We start from the raw sequence: 16230 nt of genomic DNA on the forward strand, positions 1-16230 counted from the left end.
GTACCGCCGCGGTCGACCAGGCCGCCTCCCTGGCCCTGTCTCACTTTCGGTGGTGACGGAGCGTGTTGAGGGTCGTTGACCTTCGTGTGAGGGAAGTCAACGAGCTTGTGCGGACGGTGTTTTCGGGGTTGTCCCCGCTGGTCATCGAGGGGGTGCTGGACGAGGGTGAGCGGATCGTGGTGCGGGCGCGGACTCCGCAGGATGCCGCGGTCTGTCCGGTGTGCGCGGTGTCGTCGAGGCAGGTGCACGGTTACCAGTTGCGGACGGTGGCCGATGTGCCGGTCGACGGGCGGCGTGTGGTGGTCCGTGTGCGGGTGCGGCGCCTGGTGTGTCCCACGCGCGGTTGCCGGCAGACCTTCCGCGAGCAACTGCCCGGGGTGCTGGAGCGATATCAGCGGCGCACGGCCCGTCTGACCTGGCAGGTCAAGGCCGTGGTCAGAGAGTTAGCGGGCCGGGCGGGGTCACGTTTGTTGGCGGGGCTTGCGGTGGGCCTGTCCCGTCACACGGCTCTGCGTGCCCTGCTGCGCATTCCGCTGCCCACCGGGCGGATGCCCCGTGTGATCGGCGTCGACGACTTCGCTCTGCGCCGGCGGCACCGCTACGCCACTGTGGTGATCGACGCTGAGACCCATGAGCGGATCGAGGTGCTGCCCGACCGCACCGCCGACACCCTCGAAGCGTGGCTGCGCGGGCATCCGAACGTCGAGGTCGTCTGCCGTGACGGATCGGCCACCTATGCGCAGGCGATCCGCCGCGCTCTGCCCGACGCGGTGCAGGTCGCTGACCGCTGGCATCTGTGGCACAACCTGCGCGAAGCAGCCCTGAGCGAGGTGAAGACACACAGCACGTGCTGGGCCACCGTCCTGGACGCACCGATCTACGATGGGCCCCGCGCACAGACCACCCTGGAACGCTGGCCCCAGGTCCACGGTCTCCTCGACCAGGGCGTGGGCCTGCTCGAATGCGCCCGCCGCCTCCAACTGGCCCTGAACACCGTCAAACGCTACGCCCGAGCCGACCGGCCCGAGCGGATGCTCCGCGTCCCCAAATACCGCGCCGGCCTCGTCAACCCCTACCGCGACCACCTGCGCAAACGCCGGGCCGAGGACCCCGCCGTCCCCGTCAGGCACCTCTTCGACGAGATCAAAGCCCTCGGCTTCACCGGCTGCCTCAACCTCCTGCACAAGTACATCAACCAGGGCCGCGCGGACGCCGAACGCAGCCACATCTCCCCGCGCCGTCTCGCCCGGATGCTCCTCACCAGGCCGGACAACCTCAAGGCCGAGCAACACGAATTCCTGGCCAAGCTCACCGCGGCCTGCTCCTCGGATAGCGGCACGCTCCGTCACCACCGAAAGTGAGGCAGGGCCAGTCACCGTACAGACCCGCCCTGGTCGCGGTGATGGTGCTGGTGTCGGTCGGCACCTTCGACTGGCACTCCGTCAAGCCCCCCACGTTGAAGCGGATGCCGATCGGCGAGACCGTGGTGATGGCCGTCACCACGGTCTCGCCGTTGCGACCAGCAACCTGTCCATCGGGGCCGTCGCCGGCACGATCACCGCCATGGTGATCTTCGCCCGCCGCGTCGCCCACCTGACCCACGTCACCGCCGTCACCGACCCCGACGGCAACAGCGTCGTCTACGCCGTCACCGGCGAGCTGTTCTTCGCCTCCTCCAACGACCTGGTCACCCGGTTCGACTACGCAGGCGACCCCGACAAGGTCGGCATCGACCTCACCGGCGCCCACGTCTGGGACGCCTCCTCCGTCGCCGCCCTGGACGCCATCACCACCAAATACGCCGTCCGCGGCAAGGCCGTCACCGTCATCGGCCTCAACGAGGAAAGCGCCAAGATGCACGGCAACCTCAGCGGAGAACTCACCGGCGCCCACTGACCCGCCCCCACCTTCGACAAGCGCCGTCCACTCACGGGCGGGGCGCGGCTACGGAGCGGTGACGAGTTCGGGGGCGTTTGCCGGACTGCTGGTGGGAGTCGACGGTTCTCCGGCCGGGCAGACGGCGGTCGCGTTCGCTTCGACGAGGCCGCTGTGCGCGGAACCGGCCTGGTGGCGCTGCACGCGTGGACGACCTGGACAGTCCCCGTGCCCCCACCGCCACAAGATCCCACGATGCCGTACGCCTACGAGCCCGGTCTGCTCGGGGAGGATGAGGGACGTCTTCTCGCTGAGACGCTCGTCGGCTGTGCGGAGCGGTATCCGCAGGTCCCGGTCGAGTTGCGGTCGGTCCGTGCGGCCACGCGGGAGACGCTTGTCGCCGAGAGCAGCAACGCCCAGCTCCTGGTCGTCGGAGCCCGCGGACGTGGCGGGTTCACGGGGCTGCTGCTCGGATCGGTGAGCCAGGCGGTGCTGCACCACGCGCGCTGCCCCGTGGCTGTCGTCGGCAGCCAAGCCCGCGTCGCCCACTGACCCGCGTGATCTGCGGCTTGGGCCAATGCGGCAGCATCGTCGCCGGTGGGCATCGAGAGGGTCTTCCGCCATGGCACGAAGAGCAGGCCCGTCGCTCCCCTTGAGTAGAAGGGGCAATGAGTCCAGGCTCCGCCCGGCAAGCAGTCGATGAGGTCGCGGGGACGTCACCTCTTCGGCGGTGTCTTCTCCCGCGCCGTTGGTTGCCGTGCCCGGCTCGGCGGTGGTGCTGGATCAGGCCAGGGTGAGGAAGAGCTTTTCGAGTTCGGCCTCGGTCATGGGCGGTTGGGTGCCATCGGCGGCGGTCATGCACTGGCGCATGCCGCTGGCTACGATCTTGAATCCGGCGCGGTCGAGGGCGCGGGACACGGCGGCGAGCTGGGTGACGACGTCCTTGCAGTCGCGGCCGGCCTCGATCATGGCGATCACGCCTGAGAGCTGGCCCTGCGCGCGGCGCAGGCGGTTGAGGACTGCCTGGACCGAGTCCTCGTCCACTGCCATTCCCATGACCGCACCTCCTTCAGTGGTTCCACTTGCTTTGATTGTACCCCAGGGGGTATAAGGACCGGTCTGCGGTGTCGCCCGGCCCGCGTCCGGCCGCGTGCTGCTCGGCCGGACGCGGATGCGCCCCGTAGGGAGCCGGCCGGTCAGTCGTGGGCGAAGCGGACGTTCGGCAGGATCCGGCGCAGCCAGGCGGGGCTCCACCAGGCGGCGTGGCCGGTGAGGCGGAGCAGTACGGGCAGCAGGACGAGTCGTACGAGGGCGGCGTCCAGCAGGACGGCCACGCCGAGGACGATGCCCATCTCCTTGGGTGGGAGGGGTCCGGAGATGGCGAAGGTGAAGAAGACGGCGACCATGACGGCTGCGGCGGCGAAGATGACGCGGCCGGAGTGGGCCATGGCGCCGACCATGGCGTCCTTGACGTCGCGGGAGCGTTCGTAGTGTTCCTTGGCCGAGGCGAGCAGGAAGACGGTGTAGTCCATGGCGATGGCGAAGATCATCGCGAAGAAGAACACCGGTGCCCAGCCGTCGAGGAAGCCTTGCGAGGCGAAGCCGAGCAGCCCGGCGCCGTGGCCGTCCTGGAAGACCAGGCGTGCGACGCCGAAGGCGGCGCCGGTGGAAAGCAGGCTGGCCGCGGTGCCCAGCGCTGCGACGAGGGGTGCCTGCAGCGCGATGAGCAGCAGGAGGAAGCCCAGGGCGAGGACGACGCCGATGACGAGCGGGGTCTTCTGCGTGAGCAGGTGCTGCAGGTCGAGGTTCTCCACGGATGCGCCGCCGACCAGGCTGCCGTGGGGGAGGCCGGCGCGCAGGGTGTGGATGGTCTGTGACAGGGCGGGGTCGGAGGGGTCGACCTTGGGGACGGCCTGGATCATCGACCAGCCGGAGTGGTCGGCGGCGGTCTGTGGCGGCATGACGGTCGCGATGCCCGGGGTGTGCTGGGCGACCTGCGCGGCCTGGTCGGCCGAGGCGGAGGGGACGGCGATCTGCAGGGTGCCGGGGGCGCCGGGGCCGAAGGCGTCCTGTACGGCGGTGTAGCCGGAGCGGGCGGAGGCGTCCTTGGGCAGGACGGTGATGGAGGGCATGGCGGTACGCAGGCCGATCACCGGCGCTGCCAGGGTCAGCAGCACGACGAGGGCGGCGGCGCCGTAGGCCACGGGGCGGCGCCACAGGCGCTCGCCCCAGGCGGCGAACCGCGGCGAGCGGTGCTCGCCGACCTTCGCCCAGGGCAGTGCCACCGCGTCGATGCGGTGTCCGAGTTTGGCCAGCACCGCGGGCAGCAGCGTCAGCGTCGCGGCCAGGACGAACGCGACGGCGAGCATGATGCCGCCGGCCATCGAGCGGAAGGCGGGCGAGGGTACGAGCATGACCGCTGACAGGCTGACCAGGACGGTGGCGCCTGACAGGGCGACGGCCTTGCCGGCGGTGTCCATTGTCTCGGCGACGGCCTGCACGGTGGTGCGGGCCCTTCCCATCCGGGCGCCGCGGAACCGCATGACCATGAAGAGGGCGTAGTCGATGCCCAGGGCGAGGGCGAACATCATCGCGAAGTTCATCGCCCAGATCGACACCGGTGTCAGGTGGGTGAGCAGGACCAGCGATCCGGCGGAGGCGCCGAGCCCGGCCATGGTCAGCAGCAGCGGCAGTCCGGCGGCCACCAGGGAGCCGAAGGCCAGTACCAGGATGATCAGGGTCACGGGCCAGGACAGGATCTCGGAGTGGATCATCGCGTTATGGTTGGCGGTGTTGAAGTCGCTCCACAGCACAGAGGCGCCGGTGGCGTTGACGGTGACGCCGTTCCCGGACAGTGCCCCGAGCGGCCCCTTGAGGTCGTCTGCGGCGCGGACCATTTCGTTGGGGTCGGCTTTGGCTCCGGCCAGGACGATCGCGGTGTGACGGTCGGGGCTGATCGTGGCGCCGGGCTGCGGCGGCACGACGGCCGCGATGCGGGAGTCCCCTTGCGCGATCGATTCGGCCTGGGTGATGACCTTCTGCACCGAGGGATCGGTCACTGGCCGGTCGGCGTGCACCACGACCTGGATCGCGGAGGAGGCGTTGCCGCCGAAGTGGTCCTGGGCGATCTGCCGCACGGCCACCGACTGCGAACCGTTGGCCTGCCAGCCGGCGCCCGACAGCGCGGACTCCACCTTCGGGGCGAATGCGCCGAGGACGGCCACGACTACCACCCACAGCAGGAAGACCTTCCTGGTGTGGGTGGCCGACCAGACACCCAGGCGGCCGAACGGCCCGGGGGAGCCGCCCGCCTCAGGGGCATGAGGCGGCCGGCAGGACGACCCGACTCCTCGTGATGGTGCGGACGTCATGGAACAAGCCTTCCTTGTCGTGCTCTACCAGAACGATGGAATACCCTATGGGGTATACCGACCACCGTAAAGGGGTACGCAGGGGTGACGCAAATACCCGCCCGGGTATCGAGGGAAGGCCGCCGTGAGGCGGCGGCCGTTGGCTGCTCCATTGGGCTGACGGATCGGCGGGGCTGGTTTGTCAAGCGGCGGTCTGACGAGAGCCTGGACCGGTGCTGATGCGACCGGGGGCACCAGCAGATGACAACGAGCGATACAGCGGAACCGGCCAGCTTGGACGATACTTACGAGGACGAAGTGTCGGCCAGGCTCAGGCGCCCGGGTGGCGTGGTGGTCTCGTGGCTGACCACGACCGACCACAAGATGATCGGCACGCTGTATTTGTGTACGTCGTTCGGCTTCTTCCTGGTCGGAGGGGTCATGGCGTTGCTGATGCGGGCAGAGCTGGCCAGGCCGGGGACCCAGTTCCTGTCGAACGAGCAGTTCAACCAGGCGTAGACGATGCACGGCACCGTGATGCTGCTGATGTTCGCGACGCCGCTGTTCGCGGGCTTCACGAACTGGATCATGCCGCTGCAGATCGGTGCGCCCGACGTGGCGTTCCCGCGGCTGAACATGCTCGCCTACTGGTTCTATCTGTTCGGGTCGCTGATCGCGATCGGCGGCTTCGTCACCCCGCAGGGCGCGGCGGACTTCGGCTGGTTCGCGTACTCGCCGCTGTCCAGCGCGGTCAACTCGCCGGGCGTGGGCGGGGACATGTGGGTGATGGGTCTGGCGCTGTCCGGCTTCGGCACCATCCTCGGTGCGGTCAACTTCATCACCACGATCATCTGCATGCGCGCACCCGGAATGACGATGTTCCGCATGCCGATCTTCGTCTGGAACGTGCTGCTCACCTCGCTTCTGGTTCTCTTCGCCTTTCCGGTGCTGGCCGGTGCGCTGCTGGCCTTGGAAGCCGACCGGAAGTTCGGGGCGCACGTCTTCGACGCGGCAAACGGTGGCGCGCTGCTGTGGCAGCACCTCTTCTGGTTCTTCGGGCATCCGGAGGTGTACATCATCGCGCTGCCGTTCTTCGGCATGATCTCCGAGGGTATTCCGGTCTTCGCACGGAAGCCGATGTTCGGTTACATCGGCCTGGTCGCGGCGACCATCTCCATCGCCGGGCTTTCCATCACGGTGTGGGCGCACCACATGTGCGTCACCGGCGGTGTGCTGCTGCCGTTCTTCTCGTTCATGACCTTCCTGATCGCGGTGCCGACGGGTGTGAAGTTCTTCAACTGGATCGGCACCATGTGGAAGGGGTCGCTGAGTTTCGAGACCCCGATGCTCTGGTCGGTCGGCTTCCTGGTCACCTTCCTGTTCGGTGGCCTGACCGGTGTCATCCTGGCCGCGCCGCCACTGGACTTCCACGTGTCCGACTCGTACTTCGTGGTGGCGCGCTTCCACTACACGGTCTTCGGCACCGTGGTGTTCTCGATGTTCGCCGGCTTCCACTTCTGGTGGCCGAAGATGACCGGCAAGATGCTCGACGAACGGCTCGGGAAGATCACCTTCTGGACGCTCTTCTTCGGCTTCCACGGCACCTTCCTCGTCCAGCACTGGCTGGGCGCCGAGGGCATGCCCCGCCGGTACGCCGACTACCTGGCCTCCGACGGCTTCACCACGCTGCCACCATCTCCACGATCAGCTCGTTCCTGCTCGGCCTTTCGATCCTTCCCTTCCTCTACAACGTGTGGAAGACGGGGTCTGAGGAACATCGGCGTCAGATCGTGCGCTTAGTCCCTGTTGTCGTTCCGAGCTTGAGGGCGGCGTTTTGCCTGGTCGGGCATAGGGACGGTGACTCGGTGGGAGTTGTGGTCTGTCGGGTTGTCGCTCGCCTGGGAGGCTTGGATGCCGTCAGTTGTCGGACTGCTGGAACAGCACGAGCTCGCTGCTCGCCGTCGTGTCGACGGGTTGCGGGAGGAAGCCGATCGGATCCAGGCCGAGCTGGCTGCGGCTGAGCTGGAATGGCAGGAATGGACGGTGCCCGCAGGCGGGTCGACGCTGTCCTGGCCCCCGGCGCCGGCACCACCGGGACGGAGGTCACCTCGATCCCGATGGACGCGGATGCGCCGTCGCCGCCCGGGGATGGGGTCAAGCCGAGGTCGCAGGTGCCGGTGTGGCGTGAAGGGCTTGCCTGGTCGGTGCTGTCGGTGGACTACCAACGGATCGTGCAGATCCTCGCGGACCGGTCCCGGCTGCATCAAGGGCACCTGATCTGCCAGGAGATGGCCGCAGTGTTCGGGATGGACGTGGTGCCGGCGCGAGTGGAGGGTTTGCGGTCGAAGGCGAAACGCCTGGTCGCGCGGGGCTGGCTGACCGAACTCTCGCCGGGCCAGTTCATGCTCGGGAAGGGTGTGGCCGGGCCAGGCGGCGGGTCATGAGCAGGCTCATCGACCAGTAGACGATCGCCTCGGCGCTTGTGGTGCGGCGTTCGTAGTCGCGTGCCAGGCGTCGGGTGCGCATCAGCCAGGCGTTGGTGCGCTCCACGATCCACCGCTTGGGCAGCACCACGAAGCCCTTCCGGTCGTCACTGCGTTTGACGATGGCCAGGACCAGCGCGAGTACGGCCAGGCAGTGCTCGACGAGGCTGCCGGTGTAGCCGCCGCCCAGACCAGTGCCAGCCGATGATGCGCGCCGGCCACCTGCTGGAGCAGGACCTTCGCGGCGGTGCGGTCCCCGACATCCGCAGCGGTGACCATCACGCCCAGCAGCAGGCCGAGCGTGTCGACCACCAGGTGCCGCTTGCGTCCGTTGATCAGCTTCCCGCCGTCGAAGCCGCGACTGTCCGCGCCCACCACGGCGTCGGCCTTGACCGACTGGGAGTCGATCACGGCGGCCGTCGGCTCGCTGTCCCGGCCCGCACGAGTGCGAACTGCCGCGCGCAGCCGGTCGTGGAACTCCCGGGCCAGGCCGTGGTCGCGCCAGCGGCGGAAGAACGCGTAGACGCGGTCCCAGGACGGGAAGTCGGCGGGCATGGCCCGCCACTTGATTCCGTTGTCGACCAGGTAGCGGATGGCGTCCAGTATGGCCCGGTGGCAGTATGCCTCCGGCTGCCCGCCCCGGCCCCGCATCCAGCCCGGCACCGGCAGCAGCGGCCGGACCACGACCCACTCCGCGTCCGTCATGTCCGACGGGTACCGGGGCCGGCGCGTGCCGTTGTCGGCGGCGTTTCCGAACTGGTGCGCCAGGCAGTCACACCCCGGGGTGACGGAACTGGACTGCCCTGCCATCGACACGGAACACTCCAACACCGGGGCCTCCTGACGTTGTTCGTTGATTCGACACCATCGAACTGTTCAGAAGGCCCCACCTTCATGCGCCGACCCCGCAACCACCACCTGAACGGGAACCCCGGTTCGAACCGCATCCCGCACGGTCGGAACGACAACAGCGACTTAAACAACAAGCTGAGCCGCCCACGGGCGCCCGGAGGTGGGGCGCCCACCCCAGCAAGGAGCACCGCCGCGACAAGGCGATGGGTAAGAATCTACTGCTCGGCAGCCGCAGACATGAGAAAGTGCGGCGCACCGCACCAAAGCACCATGGGGGGACCATGCACAGACGCACCGTCATCGCGACCACGGGCATCACCGGGCTCATCATCGGAGCCGTCGTCTGGGCCACCCTTGAGCCGACCGGAACCCAGACCGTGACGCCCTCAGCCGCACAAGGCGCCGCCAGAACGCCCGCGGCGAACGACGCCACCGGCCACTACACCACTGCGCGGGCCATTGCCGACACGCTCGAAGCCGCCGGATTCGCCGTAGCGAACCTCTACTGGAACGACCTCACCGATACCAACAAGGACATAACCAGTTCCTGGGACGTCCTCATCACCGAGACACCCGGGCCGGCGCCCGGCGACTCCGGGATCAACCTGTTCCGCAACCACGAAGCAGTGACCAAGTGGGCCGACCTCTCCAAGAGCGCAGAAAGGGTGGCCGTCATCGGCGACACCTGGGCCGTCAGCCTCGCCAGCGTCGGGGACGACGCCCTCGCCCTCAGCAGGAAAATGGCACCCCGCATTGCGCAGGTGCTGGGGGGGACCGTCGTCGAGTAGGTCAGCGACGGGTGGAGGCGTCCACATGATGTTGCACAAGAGGGTGGCCATTGCACCCGTCTCGTCCTGCTCTTGAATGAGCAGGACGGACCTCCCCGCCTGCCCAGGGAGAACGAGGAGCACGCCCCGAACTCGCGGAATCACCTTCCGCAACTCTGAGACGACGAAGGGCGCCCCTTGGCCTGGCAGCACACCGGGGCCGCGCCCGTATCGCGAGCAGCACGATCACCCGATGCCCCAGCCAGATAGCCTGACCTGCGACGAAGAATCCGCTGTCGGGGGTGTGAGCAGACACCTTGGTGACAGCGGGTGGGCGTCAGCGGTAGGAAGCGCTGTTCCGCCTGGCGGCGTGCAGTTGTGTGAGCCCGGTCTGCTGTCACGAGGCTGTCGTCGTCCGGCCACGGCCGGTTCTGCCGGTTGACACAGAGATGCCTGCTCACAGGCGGCACATCGCACCCAGAAGAGGTGCCGAGGCTAGAACGACCCGGAATCTCGGCCACCGTCCGGCCGAACCGCCGCCTGTCACACCCCTCATCTAGGGTGACGCCGATCTCGCTCAAGGAAAGGCGGCGCAATGGGAGCCAGCACGTGGGAGTACATCACCCCCTACGCAGGGAGCGTCGAGGCCTCCCTGGAGGCCCTGCACGCACAGATCTTCCACCAGAAGTACGGCGACGCCCGCACCTACCGAAGCCTCGCAGACCTGCATGCTGACGAGGACTTCATGGGCGAAGAAGGCACCCACTCGATCCTCGACATCCAACGCGTCGTCCACACGACCGACGTCCCGGACCCTGACAAGGACGAGGACTACAACAGCCTGCGTCCGCTGGCCCCGGGCCGCCTCGCTCACTACTTCGGGACCGACCGTCCCACGGTCCAGCAATATGAGGAGCAAATCGCCGCAGCCCACCGGGCCCACCGCTTCGAGGAGTCCCTGCTCGAAGAGTGCCGCATGCGATGGACCGGCATCTACGTCATCCTGCACACCGACGACCAGCCCACCCACGTGGGCATTTTCGGCTATTCAGGCGACTGACCCTGATCATCGCGGTCGTGGCCGGAGCCCTTTGGACTTCGGCCACGATTTCGTTTCCGCCCGGCCGAACGGTCGGAGTGGCGCCACACACCTGTCGGGGGTGCGCTCACGGCGACAACCTCTTCAAAATTACAGCCCCACACCCTGTAGGTGCCGGATATTGCATCCGCGCCGGTCACAGCCCTGGTTCGGGGTCAGCGGTGCGCGCTGGCAGTTGAGCGTCCGATGCAGGGAAGGCTGCTCGTGGAGCCGCCTCGGCCGGCTGCGAGGATGCTCGACTGTGCTGTTGCGACTTCCGTATCCCTCACCCTGTCGACCGCCGTCAGCTTCATACGACTGCTGCCGATGAGCAGCCACGAGAAAGACCTGGAGATCCTGGCCCTACGCCACCAACTGGTCGTCCTGCAGCGGCAGACAGGCAAACCGCAACTCACCTGGCCCGACCGGGCACTCCTCGCGGCGCTGCTCCACCACCTTCCCCACAAGCGGCTGCGTCAGCTCCACCTGATCGTCTCCCCCGACACCGTGCTGCGCTGGCATCGCAAGTTGCTCCGACGCCGCCACGCGAAAGCCTCCCGTCCCAAGCGCCCGGGCCGGCCCCGCACCGTCCGGTCCATCCGCGTCCTGGTCCTGCGCCTCGTACACGAGAACCCCAGCTGGGGGTACAGACGCGTACACGGCGAACTCGCCGCACTCGGAATCAAGGTCGCCGCCTCCACCGTGTGGACCATCCTCAAGGAACACGGCATCCCGCCCGCGCCCGACCGGCAACACACCACCTGGGCGACCTTCCTCCGCTCCCAGGCCGAAGCCATCCTCGCCGCCGACTTCTTCGAGACCAAGACCCTCACCGGCGCGACCCTGACCGTCCTGACGGTGATCGAGCACGCGACCCGACGCGTCCGCATCCTCGGCGCCACTACGCAACCCACCGCTGCCTGGGTCACCCAACTCGCCCGCAACCTGGCCATGGACATCCAAGACTCCGGAGCAAGGATCAAATACCTGATCCGCGACCGCGACGTACGCTACCCCAGCAGCTTCGACTCCGTACTCGCCGATCAGGGCGTCGAGGCCGTCAAGACCGGGGTGAAGATGCCCCGCATGAACGCGATCATGGAACGCTGGATCCGCTCCTGCCGAGCCGAACTACTCGACCGCACCCTCATCTGGGACCAAGCCCACCTCATGCACGCCCTACGCGAATACGAACAGTTCCACAACGAACACAGACCCCACCGAGCACTCACCGGCGCCGCACCCCTACGCCCTCTCCCGGAAACCCTCGAATCCAACCAACTCGCCCACCTCGACGTCCGCAGACACGATCGCCTCGGCGGCATACTCCACGAGTACCAACATGCCGCATGACCAGCGCGGACGTGGTTCTCGGCACCTACAACGTCCTATCCTGCATGAAGTGGTCCTGTTCTCGGGAACGCTGTGGTGAGGAGTCCGTTCGGCCGGGGCCGGCAAACCGTGGTCGGACAGGACTCCTTGCTGTTTTCTGCCGGAAGGGCTGGCGGGGTCTGCTGTGGGGTTCAGCGGCCCTTGGCGAAGTCCGCCAGCCGGTCGGCGAGTTGGCGGTCGGGGCGGCTGACGATGCCGCTGGGATGGCGGGAGGCCAGCCGGTCGACTTCGACCTCCAGACCATTGGCGAGCGGAGCGCCGGTGGCCGGGCTGTGGCGGCCGCGGTAGCCGGCGACCGTGCCCAGTCCGTCAATGAAGGCGGTATCAGCGAGGTCGACGCAGTCTTCGATGGTCCGAATGACCTGGTGGTACCAGTGCTGTGCTTCGCGGGTCTCGCCGAGGACGAGGTGGTGCAGGTGCAGGCAGTACGCGGCGACCCGGTTGCCGGCGCCCGCGGCCAGTTGCCACCAGAACTGCGCGCTCTCGGGCTGGTCGGTCAGGCTGAGCAGGCACGCGAAGACCGCTGCGCCCTGGATGTCGAGCTTGTCTTCGAAGGCGTGGCGCTCGGCGGTGGGCAGGTTCGCAGCGTCGGTGTCGGCGGCGCGGCGGTCTTCTGCCGGGTCCTGGACGAGCCGGCCGACGTGGGTGGCTGCGTCGGGGGCGTTCAGCGCCCACCGGCACATGATGCTCAGTCGCCGTGCGGCCTGGGAGGCGCGGACGACCTCAAGGGTGGGTGCGCCGGTCACGGCGTCCGCGGCCAGGCGCCGCAGGCCGGCCGCGACGTCGAAGGCGTGCGAGGATGTGGGGATCCGGGCGTCTGCAAGGAGGGTGTCGAGGCTGGGGGTCACGGGCGTGCTCCTCTCCGGGGTGCGGTCTCGGCGGGCAGGCCGAGTTGGACGCGGAGCCGTTCCCTGGCCCTGCGCAGCTGGTAGTCGACGGTGCGCTCGTTCTTCAGGCCCAGCAGCCAGGCGATCCGGGCGCTGTCGTAACCGATCACGTAGCGCAGGACGATGACGTCGCTCTGGCGGGCGGGCAGGTCGGCTATCGCGGCATACAGGCCGCGGCTGCTGTCCATCAACTGCAGTTGGTCGCGGGCCGCATCGAGGATCTGGGTGGTGCTCAGCGCCCGGTGTATGGGGCCGTTGATCACCAGGGCCGGTGGGCGGCCGTCGGCCTCCAGCTGTGTGGTGACCAGGCGCCGCATGATGGCCCAGGCTTGCTGTTCGAGGTTGCCGGCGCTCAGCAGGGTCTCCCAGCTGCCGAGGATCTCCAGGAAGCCGCGGTGCACGGTCTCCACTGCGTTCTCGTGGTGGCCGAGGTTGACCTCGGCGTAGTCGTGGAAGGCCGCCTGGTGGCCCAGGTAGAAGGCTTCGTACTCCAGCGGCAGGTGCGGCAGGGCACCGACGGTTTGGCTGTCGGGGGCCGCGGCGGCCTGGTTCGGCGCGTCGTTGTTCATGCCGGCCTCCGGCGGTGCATGGGCGTCATCGCTGTCCCGTTCCTTGAGGGTTGCCGCGCCCCGCCCCGCGTCGTTGCCGGGGGAGTGCGGCCTTGGCACCACCTAAGCGATTACGCGCAGGCGTCACGCATGGGACGCCCAGGAAAATCACGCAGAGATGATCACTGGATACAACGAGTTGAACGATCATCGAGGTTCGTGCTCCTGACCTGGCGCTACGTCAGATGCAATTGCACAATTGATCAGAACCGGGTCGTAGTGTGCTCTAGATCACGCGCGGGTCGATTCGCCTCAGAAAGGATCATGTACTCAGAGGGTCCACAAGAATCAAAAGGAGCGAACGCAATCATTGGTGGCTCATCGGCGGGCACCTGCACACCCGAGCCCTGGCAGGAGAGGCCACGGCGCCCGCTGGGACGTGCGAGCCCCAATGGACTCCTGCACCAGCAACTCCCGGCCCCGGTCGCCGAGATGCACAAGGCCGCTGTCCGCGCGGCAGCGACACAGGCCGGCAGCCGTAGGGGTGAACGCCAGGTGGCAGCTCGCATCTCACGGGCTGCCGGACAGGTCGGGACCGCCACCGGGCTCGCCGGGCGCTCGAGGTGAGCACAGACCCGGCATCGCCCACCGCGTCGTCATGGACGTGCCGCACACCGCGACAAGTACCCAACGAGGTGGGACCTGGCGGCGGCCTGACACCCCCTGAGGGCGGGGCAGGTATCTGCCGAGCCTCCCCGGCACTGCGACCGCGCTCTGTGCGGCATGGGCGTCCGAAGGGCGGACGCAGACGCGGAGTCGTGGTCGTTGCCGCCGGCCGGGCCTCCGCGCTTCTGACCCGAGCACGACGGCCTGGTATCCCGGCACGCGGAGCCCTCCGGGCGGGCGATCGGGCTTCTCCTGCCTGCTCCTATCATTCCAGTTGGGTACTGCATGTTCCCGCCCGACAATCCTGGAGATTGCGCACGTGAAGCACGTTTCCTCTTCTCGCGTTGCGGCTGCGGCCGCCGTGGTTCTGGCCGCGGGTACGGCTGTGAGCGCATCGTCATCGGCTGCGGCGGACACCCCGCCCCCTGCGGCGGGCATCTCCGTCGGTGACACCCACATCGACCTCTACGGCGACCCGGGAAATCTCGATCTCACCGTGGCAGAGCCGACGGCGACTGACGCGTACATACGCCTGGAGTTCTCGGGCGGCGGCAACCGCCTGCGGATCACCGACGACGCGGGCACGGTCCTGCCCATCGCCGTCAGTGCCGGCGAGAACCCGACCCTCACCCTCGGGAAGGAAGACAGCGACCACAACGGCATCCCCGGCGCACCGCTGCCGGCAGGAACGACGCACCTGCACGTCTCAGCCCAGGCCCCGATCCCGGGCCCCATCTACGTCAGTGCACGGGTGCTGAACGGGGCCGACGACACGATGATCGCGCACAGCGGCCCCTACGCCGGCGGCGAGATCCTCGTCAGCGAGCCGAAAGTGTCGACGACCTGGTACACCCCGGACGGGGCGCCCATGCCGGCCGCATCACCTCCTGCGATCGCGACGGGCAATACCCAGGCGGTGACGGTCATGGTGGCGACACAGGACGGCCTGTCGGTAGCGGGCGGAACAGCAACCCGCCTGACGCTCCACGCCAGCATGCTCGCCGCCGCCGGCTACACCGTGGAGGAACTGGCCACCGGCCTCCACGTCGGGTACTCACCCGACGGGACCTCCTACGCCTCCGAGCCCTGGACCTTGGACCCCGACGGGTCCTTGAGCGTGCAGGTCCCTCTCAGGCCGTGGACCGGTAACGGCATGAGCACAGAGTCCTTCCATCTCACAGCGGACTGGGGCCTGCCCGCGGGCAGACTGTGGATCCACTTCCAGACCATCGGCGGTGACGGCAGACCCTACGCCGAGTCCACGAGAGGAGTAGACCTGACCGCTGACTCGATCCCCGCCGGCGAACGCGCCACCCTCTATGGCCGCGACAGTGCGGGCGTCCTGTGGCAGCACCAGGCCACCCCGATCGCTTCCCGTCCCGGCACCTTCGCTCCGCGGACCCGCGTCGGCACCGGCTGGAACATCTACAACATGATCACTGCCCTCGGTCCGCTCAAGGCCGACGGCACCGGCGACCTCGTCGCCCGGGACAGCTCCGGCGCGCTCTGGTACTACCGCGGCACTGGCAACAGCCAGGCCCCGCTCGCCCGCCGCATCCGTGTCGGCACCGGCTGGACCATCTACGACCGGATCGTCGGCGCCGGAGACATCACGGGCGACGGCCACCCCGACCTGCTGGCCCGGGACGCCACCGGCGTCCTCTGGTACTACCGCGGCACTGGCAACAGCCAGGCCCCGTTCGCCAACCGCATCCGCGTGGGCACCGGTTGGACCATCTACGACCGGATCGTCGGCGCCGGAGACATCACGGGCGACGGCCACCCCGACCTGCTGGCCCGCGACAGCTCCGGCGTCCTCTGGTACTACCCCGGCACCGGCAACCCCGCCGCCCCCTACGCGGGCCGCGTCCGCATCAGCGGCGGCTGGCACGGCTACACCAGCATCGTCGGCATCGGCGACATGACCGGCAACGGCCACCCCGACCTCGTCGCCCGCGACTCCGCCGGCACGTTCTGGTACTACCGCGGCACCGGCAACCCCGCCGCCCCCTACGCCGGCCGCACCCTCGCCGGCGGCGGCATGAACATCTACAACACGCTCCTCTGACCAATCCGGCACCGCTGTGACGAAGGCGCTGAGCATGCGGCACGGTCTCAGCGCCCTCGTTCGCGCAGGTCGCTTGCGCGCCGTGACGAACGACAGCGGTCGACTGCCCCCCCGTCACACGCCCCTTCGGACGCCGGGTCCGCTGCCGTCTTCGGAGGATCAGGTTGTAGCCCCGCCGTCCGCCGCCGATCCAGGTGCGGTTCGCGAGGCGCGGCTTGGCCGGTTCCTGCGCAGAGCCACAGGTCGGCGATGCCGTCGCGGGTG

General features: G+C 68.4%; 9 protein-coding genes and 6 pseudogenes. 9 read left to right on the forward strand and 6 right to left on the reverse strand.

Translation table 11 applies throughout. The annotated features are described in order from the left end of the window. Positions 1 to 86: 86 nt before the first annotated feature. The 3 pseudogenes from NFU81_RS21230 to NFU81_RS21240 all read left to right on the forward strand — a co-directional run. A pseudogene (locus NFU81_RS21230) lies at positions 87 to 1322 on the forward strand (ISL3 family transposase); the annotation flags it as partial. A gap of 65 nt (positions 1323 to 1387) precedes the next feature. Then, positions 1388 to 1896 (forward strand): annotated as a pseudogene (locus NFU81_RS21235) (STAS domain-containing protein); the annotation flags it as partial. Positions 1897 to 1981: 85 nt separating this feature from the next. Then, positions 1982 to 2427 (forward strand): annotated as a pseudogene (locus NFU81_RS21240) (universal stress protein); the annotation flags it as partial. A 231-nt stretch (positions 2428 to 2658) separates the two neighbouring features. Here the strand turns inward: NFU81_RS21240 and NFU81_RS21245 are convergent. Then, complete coding sequence (locus NFU81_RS21245; RefSeq protein ID WP_251492329.1) at positions 2659 to 2925, reverse strand: metal-sensitive transcriptional regulator; 267 nt, start codon at positions 2923 to 2925, stop codon at positions 2659 to 2661. 146 nt (positions 2926 to 3071) lie between these two features. After that, positions 3072 to 5246, reverse strand: a complete 2175-nt coding sequence (locus NFU81_RS21250; protein WP_251492250.1) for an MMPL family transporter — start codon at positions 5244 to 5246, stop codon at positions 3072 to 3074. Between the two features lie 240 nt (positions 5247 to 5486). Here NFU81_RS21250 and ctaD point away from each other — a divergent pair. Together ctaD and NFU81_RS21260 are read left to right on the forward strand one after the other, a co-directional pair. Next, a pseudogene (gene ctaD / locus NFU81_RS21255) lies at positions 5487 to 6988 on the forward strand (aa3-type cytochrome oxidase subunit I); the annotation flags it as partial. Between the two features lie 148 nt (positions 6989 to 7136). Beyond that, positions 7137 to 7669, forward strand: a pseudogene (locus NFU81_RS21260) (hypothetical protein). On the opposite strand, the gene NFU81_RS21265 reads toward NFU81_RS21260, so the two are convergent. Both NFU81_RS21265 and NFU81_RS21270 read right to left on the reverse strand, forming a co-directional pair. Further along, positions 7626 to 7799 carry a transposase gene (locus tag NFU81_RS21265; RefSeq protein WP_308208310.1) on the reverse strand — a complete coding sequence of 58 codons (174 nt, stop codon included), beginning with the start codon at positions 7797 to 7799 and terminating at the stop codon, positions 7626 to 7628. The pseudogene NFU81_RS21260 and the gene NFU81_RS21265 overlap by 44 nt on opposite strands. Continuing rightward, positions 7751 to 8413 carry an IS5 family transposase gene (locus NFU81_RS21270; protein ID WP_251492252.1) on the reverse strand — a complete coding sequence of 221 codons (663 nt, stop codon included), beginning with the start codon at positions 8411 to 8413 and terminating at the stop codon, positions 7751 to 7753. Before NFU81_RS21270 ends, NFU81_RS21265 begins: the two co-directional genes overlap by 49 nt. A gap of 428 nt (positions 8414 to 8841) precedes the next feature. Between NFU81_RS21270 and NFU81_RS21275 the strand changes: the two genes are divergently transcribed. From NFU81_RS21275 to NFU81_RS21285, 3 genes and pseudogenes are all read left to right on the forward strand, one after another. After that, positions 8842 to 9348, forward strand: coding sequence for a hypothetical protein (locus tag NFU81_RS21275; RefSeq protein ID WP_251492254.1), 507 nt, complete (start codon positions 8842 to 8844; stop codon positions 9346 to 9348). Between the two features lie 574 nt (positions 9349 to 9922). After that, positions 9923 to 10387, forward strand: a complete 465-nt coding sequence (locus tag NFU81_RS21280) for a hypothetical protein (RefSeq protein WP_251492256.1) — start codon at positions 9923 to 9925, stop codon at positions 10385 to 10387. Between the two features lie 280 nt (positions 10388 to 10667). Further along, positions 10668 to 11758: pseudogene (locus NFU81_RS21285) on the forward strand (integrase core domain-containing protein). A 170-nt stretch (positions 11759 to 11928) separates the two neighbouring features. On the opposite strand, the gene NFU81_RS21290 reads toward NFU81_RS21285, so the two are convergent. Further along, positions 11929 to 12645: a hypothetical protein gene (locus tag NFU81_RS21290; protein ID WP_251492260.1), complete on the reverse strand. Its 717-nt coding sequence runs from the start codon at positions 12643 to 12645 to the stop codon at positions 11929 to 11931. Next, the gene (locus NFU81_RS21295) at positions 12642 to 13253 is read right to left on the reverse strand and encodes an RNA polymerase sigma factor (protein ID WP_251492262.1); all 612 of its coding nucleotides are present in this window, start codon (positions 13251 to 13253) and stop codon (positions 12642 to 12644) included. Before NFU81_RS21295 ends, NFU81_RS21290 begins: the two co-directional genes overlap by 4 nt. A 1030-nt stretch (positions 13254 to 14283) precedes the next feature. Between NFU81_RS21295 and NFU81_RS21300 the strand changes: the two genes are divergently transcribed. Next, positions 14284 to 15966: an FG-GAP repeat domain-containing protein gene (locus NFU81_RS21300; RefSeq protein ID WP_251492264.1), complete on the forward strand. Its 1683-nt coding sequence runs from the start codon at positions 14284 to 14286 to the stop codon at positions 15964 to 15966. The last annotated feature ends 264 nt before the right edge of the window (positions 15967 to 16230 follow it).

The organism is Actinacidiphila cocklensis (genome assembly GCF_907177275.1).
Classification (GTDB): domain Bacteria; phylum Actinomycetota; class Actinomycetes; order Streptomycetales; family Streptomycetaceae; genus Actinacidiphila; species Actinacidiphila cocklensis.

What these genes read in the sequence shown, in the direction of transcription:
- NFU81_RS21275 (WP_251492254.1), top strand. Translation starts at nt 8,842, where the DNA reads ATGCACAGACGCACCGTCATCGCGACCACGGGCATCACCGGGCTCATC.
- NFU81_RS21245 (WP_251492329.1), bottom strand. Translation starts at nt 2,925, where the DNA reads ATGGCAGTGGACGAGGACTCGGTCCAGGCAGTCCTCAACCGCCTGCGC.
- NFU81_RS21270 (WP_251492252.1), bottom strand. Translation starts at nt 8,413, where the DNA reads ATGACGGACGCGGAGTGGGTCGTGGTCCGGCCGCTGCTGCCGGTGCCG.
- NFU81_RS21250 (WP_251492250.1), bottom strand. Translation starts at nt 5,246, where the DNA reads ATGACGTCCGCACCATCACGAGGAGTCGGGTCGTCCTGCCGGCCGCCT.
- NFU81_RS21295 (WP_251492262.1), bottom strand. Translation starts at nt 13,253, where the DNA reads ATGAACAACGACGCGCCGAACCAGGCCGCCGCGGCCCCCGACAGCCAA.
- NFU81_RS21280 (WP_251492256.1), top strand. Translation starts at nt 9,923, where the DNA reads ATGGGAGCCAGCACGTGGGAGTACATCACCCCCTACGCAGGGAGCGTC.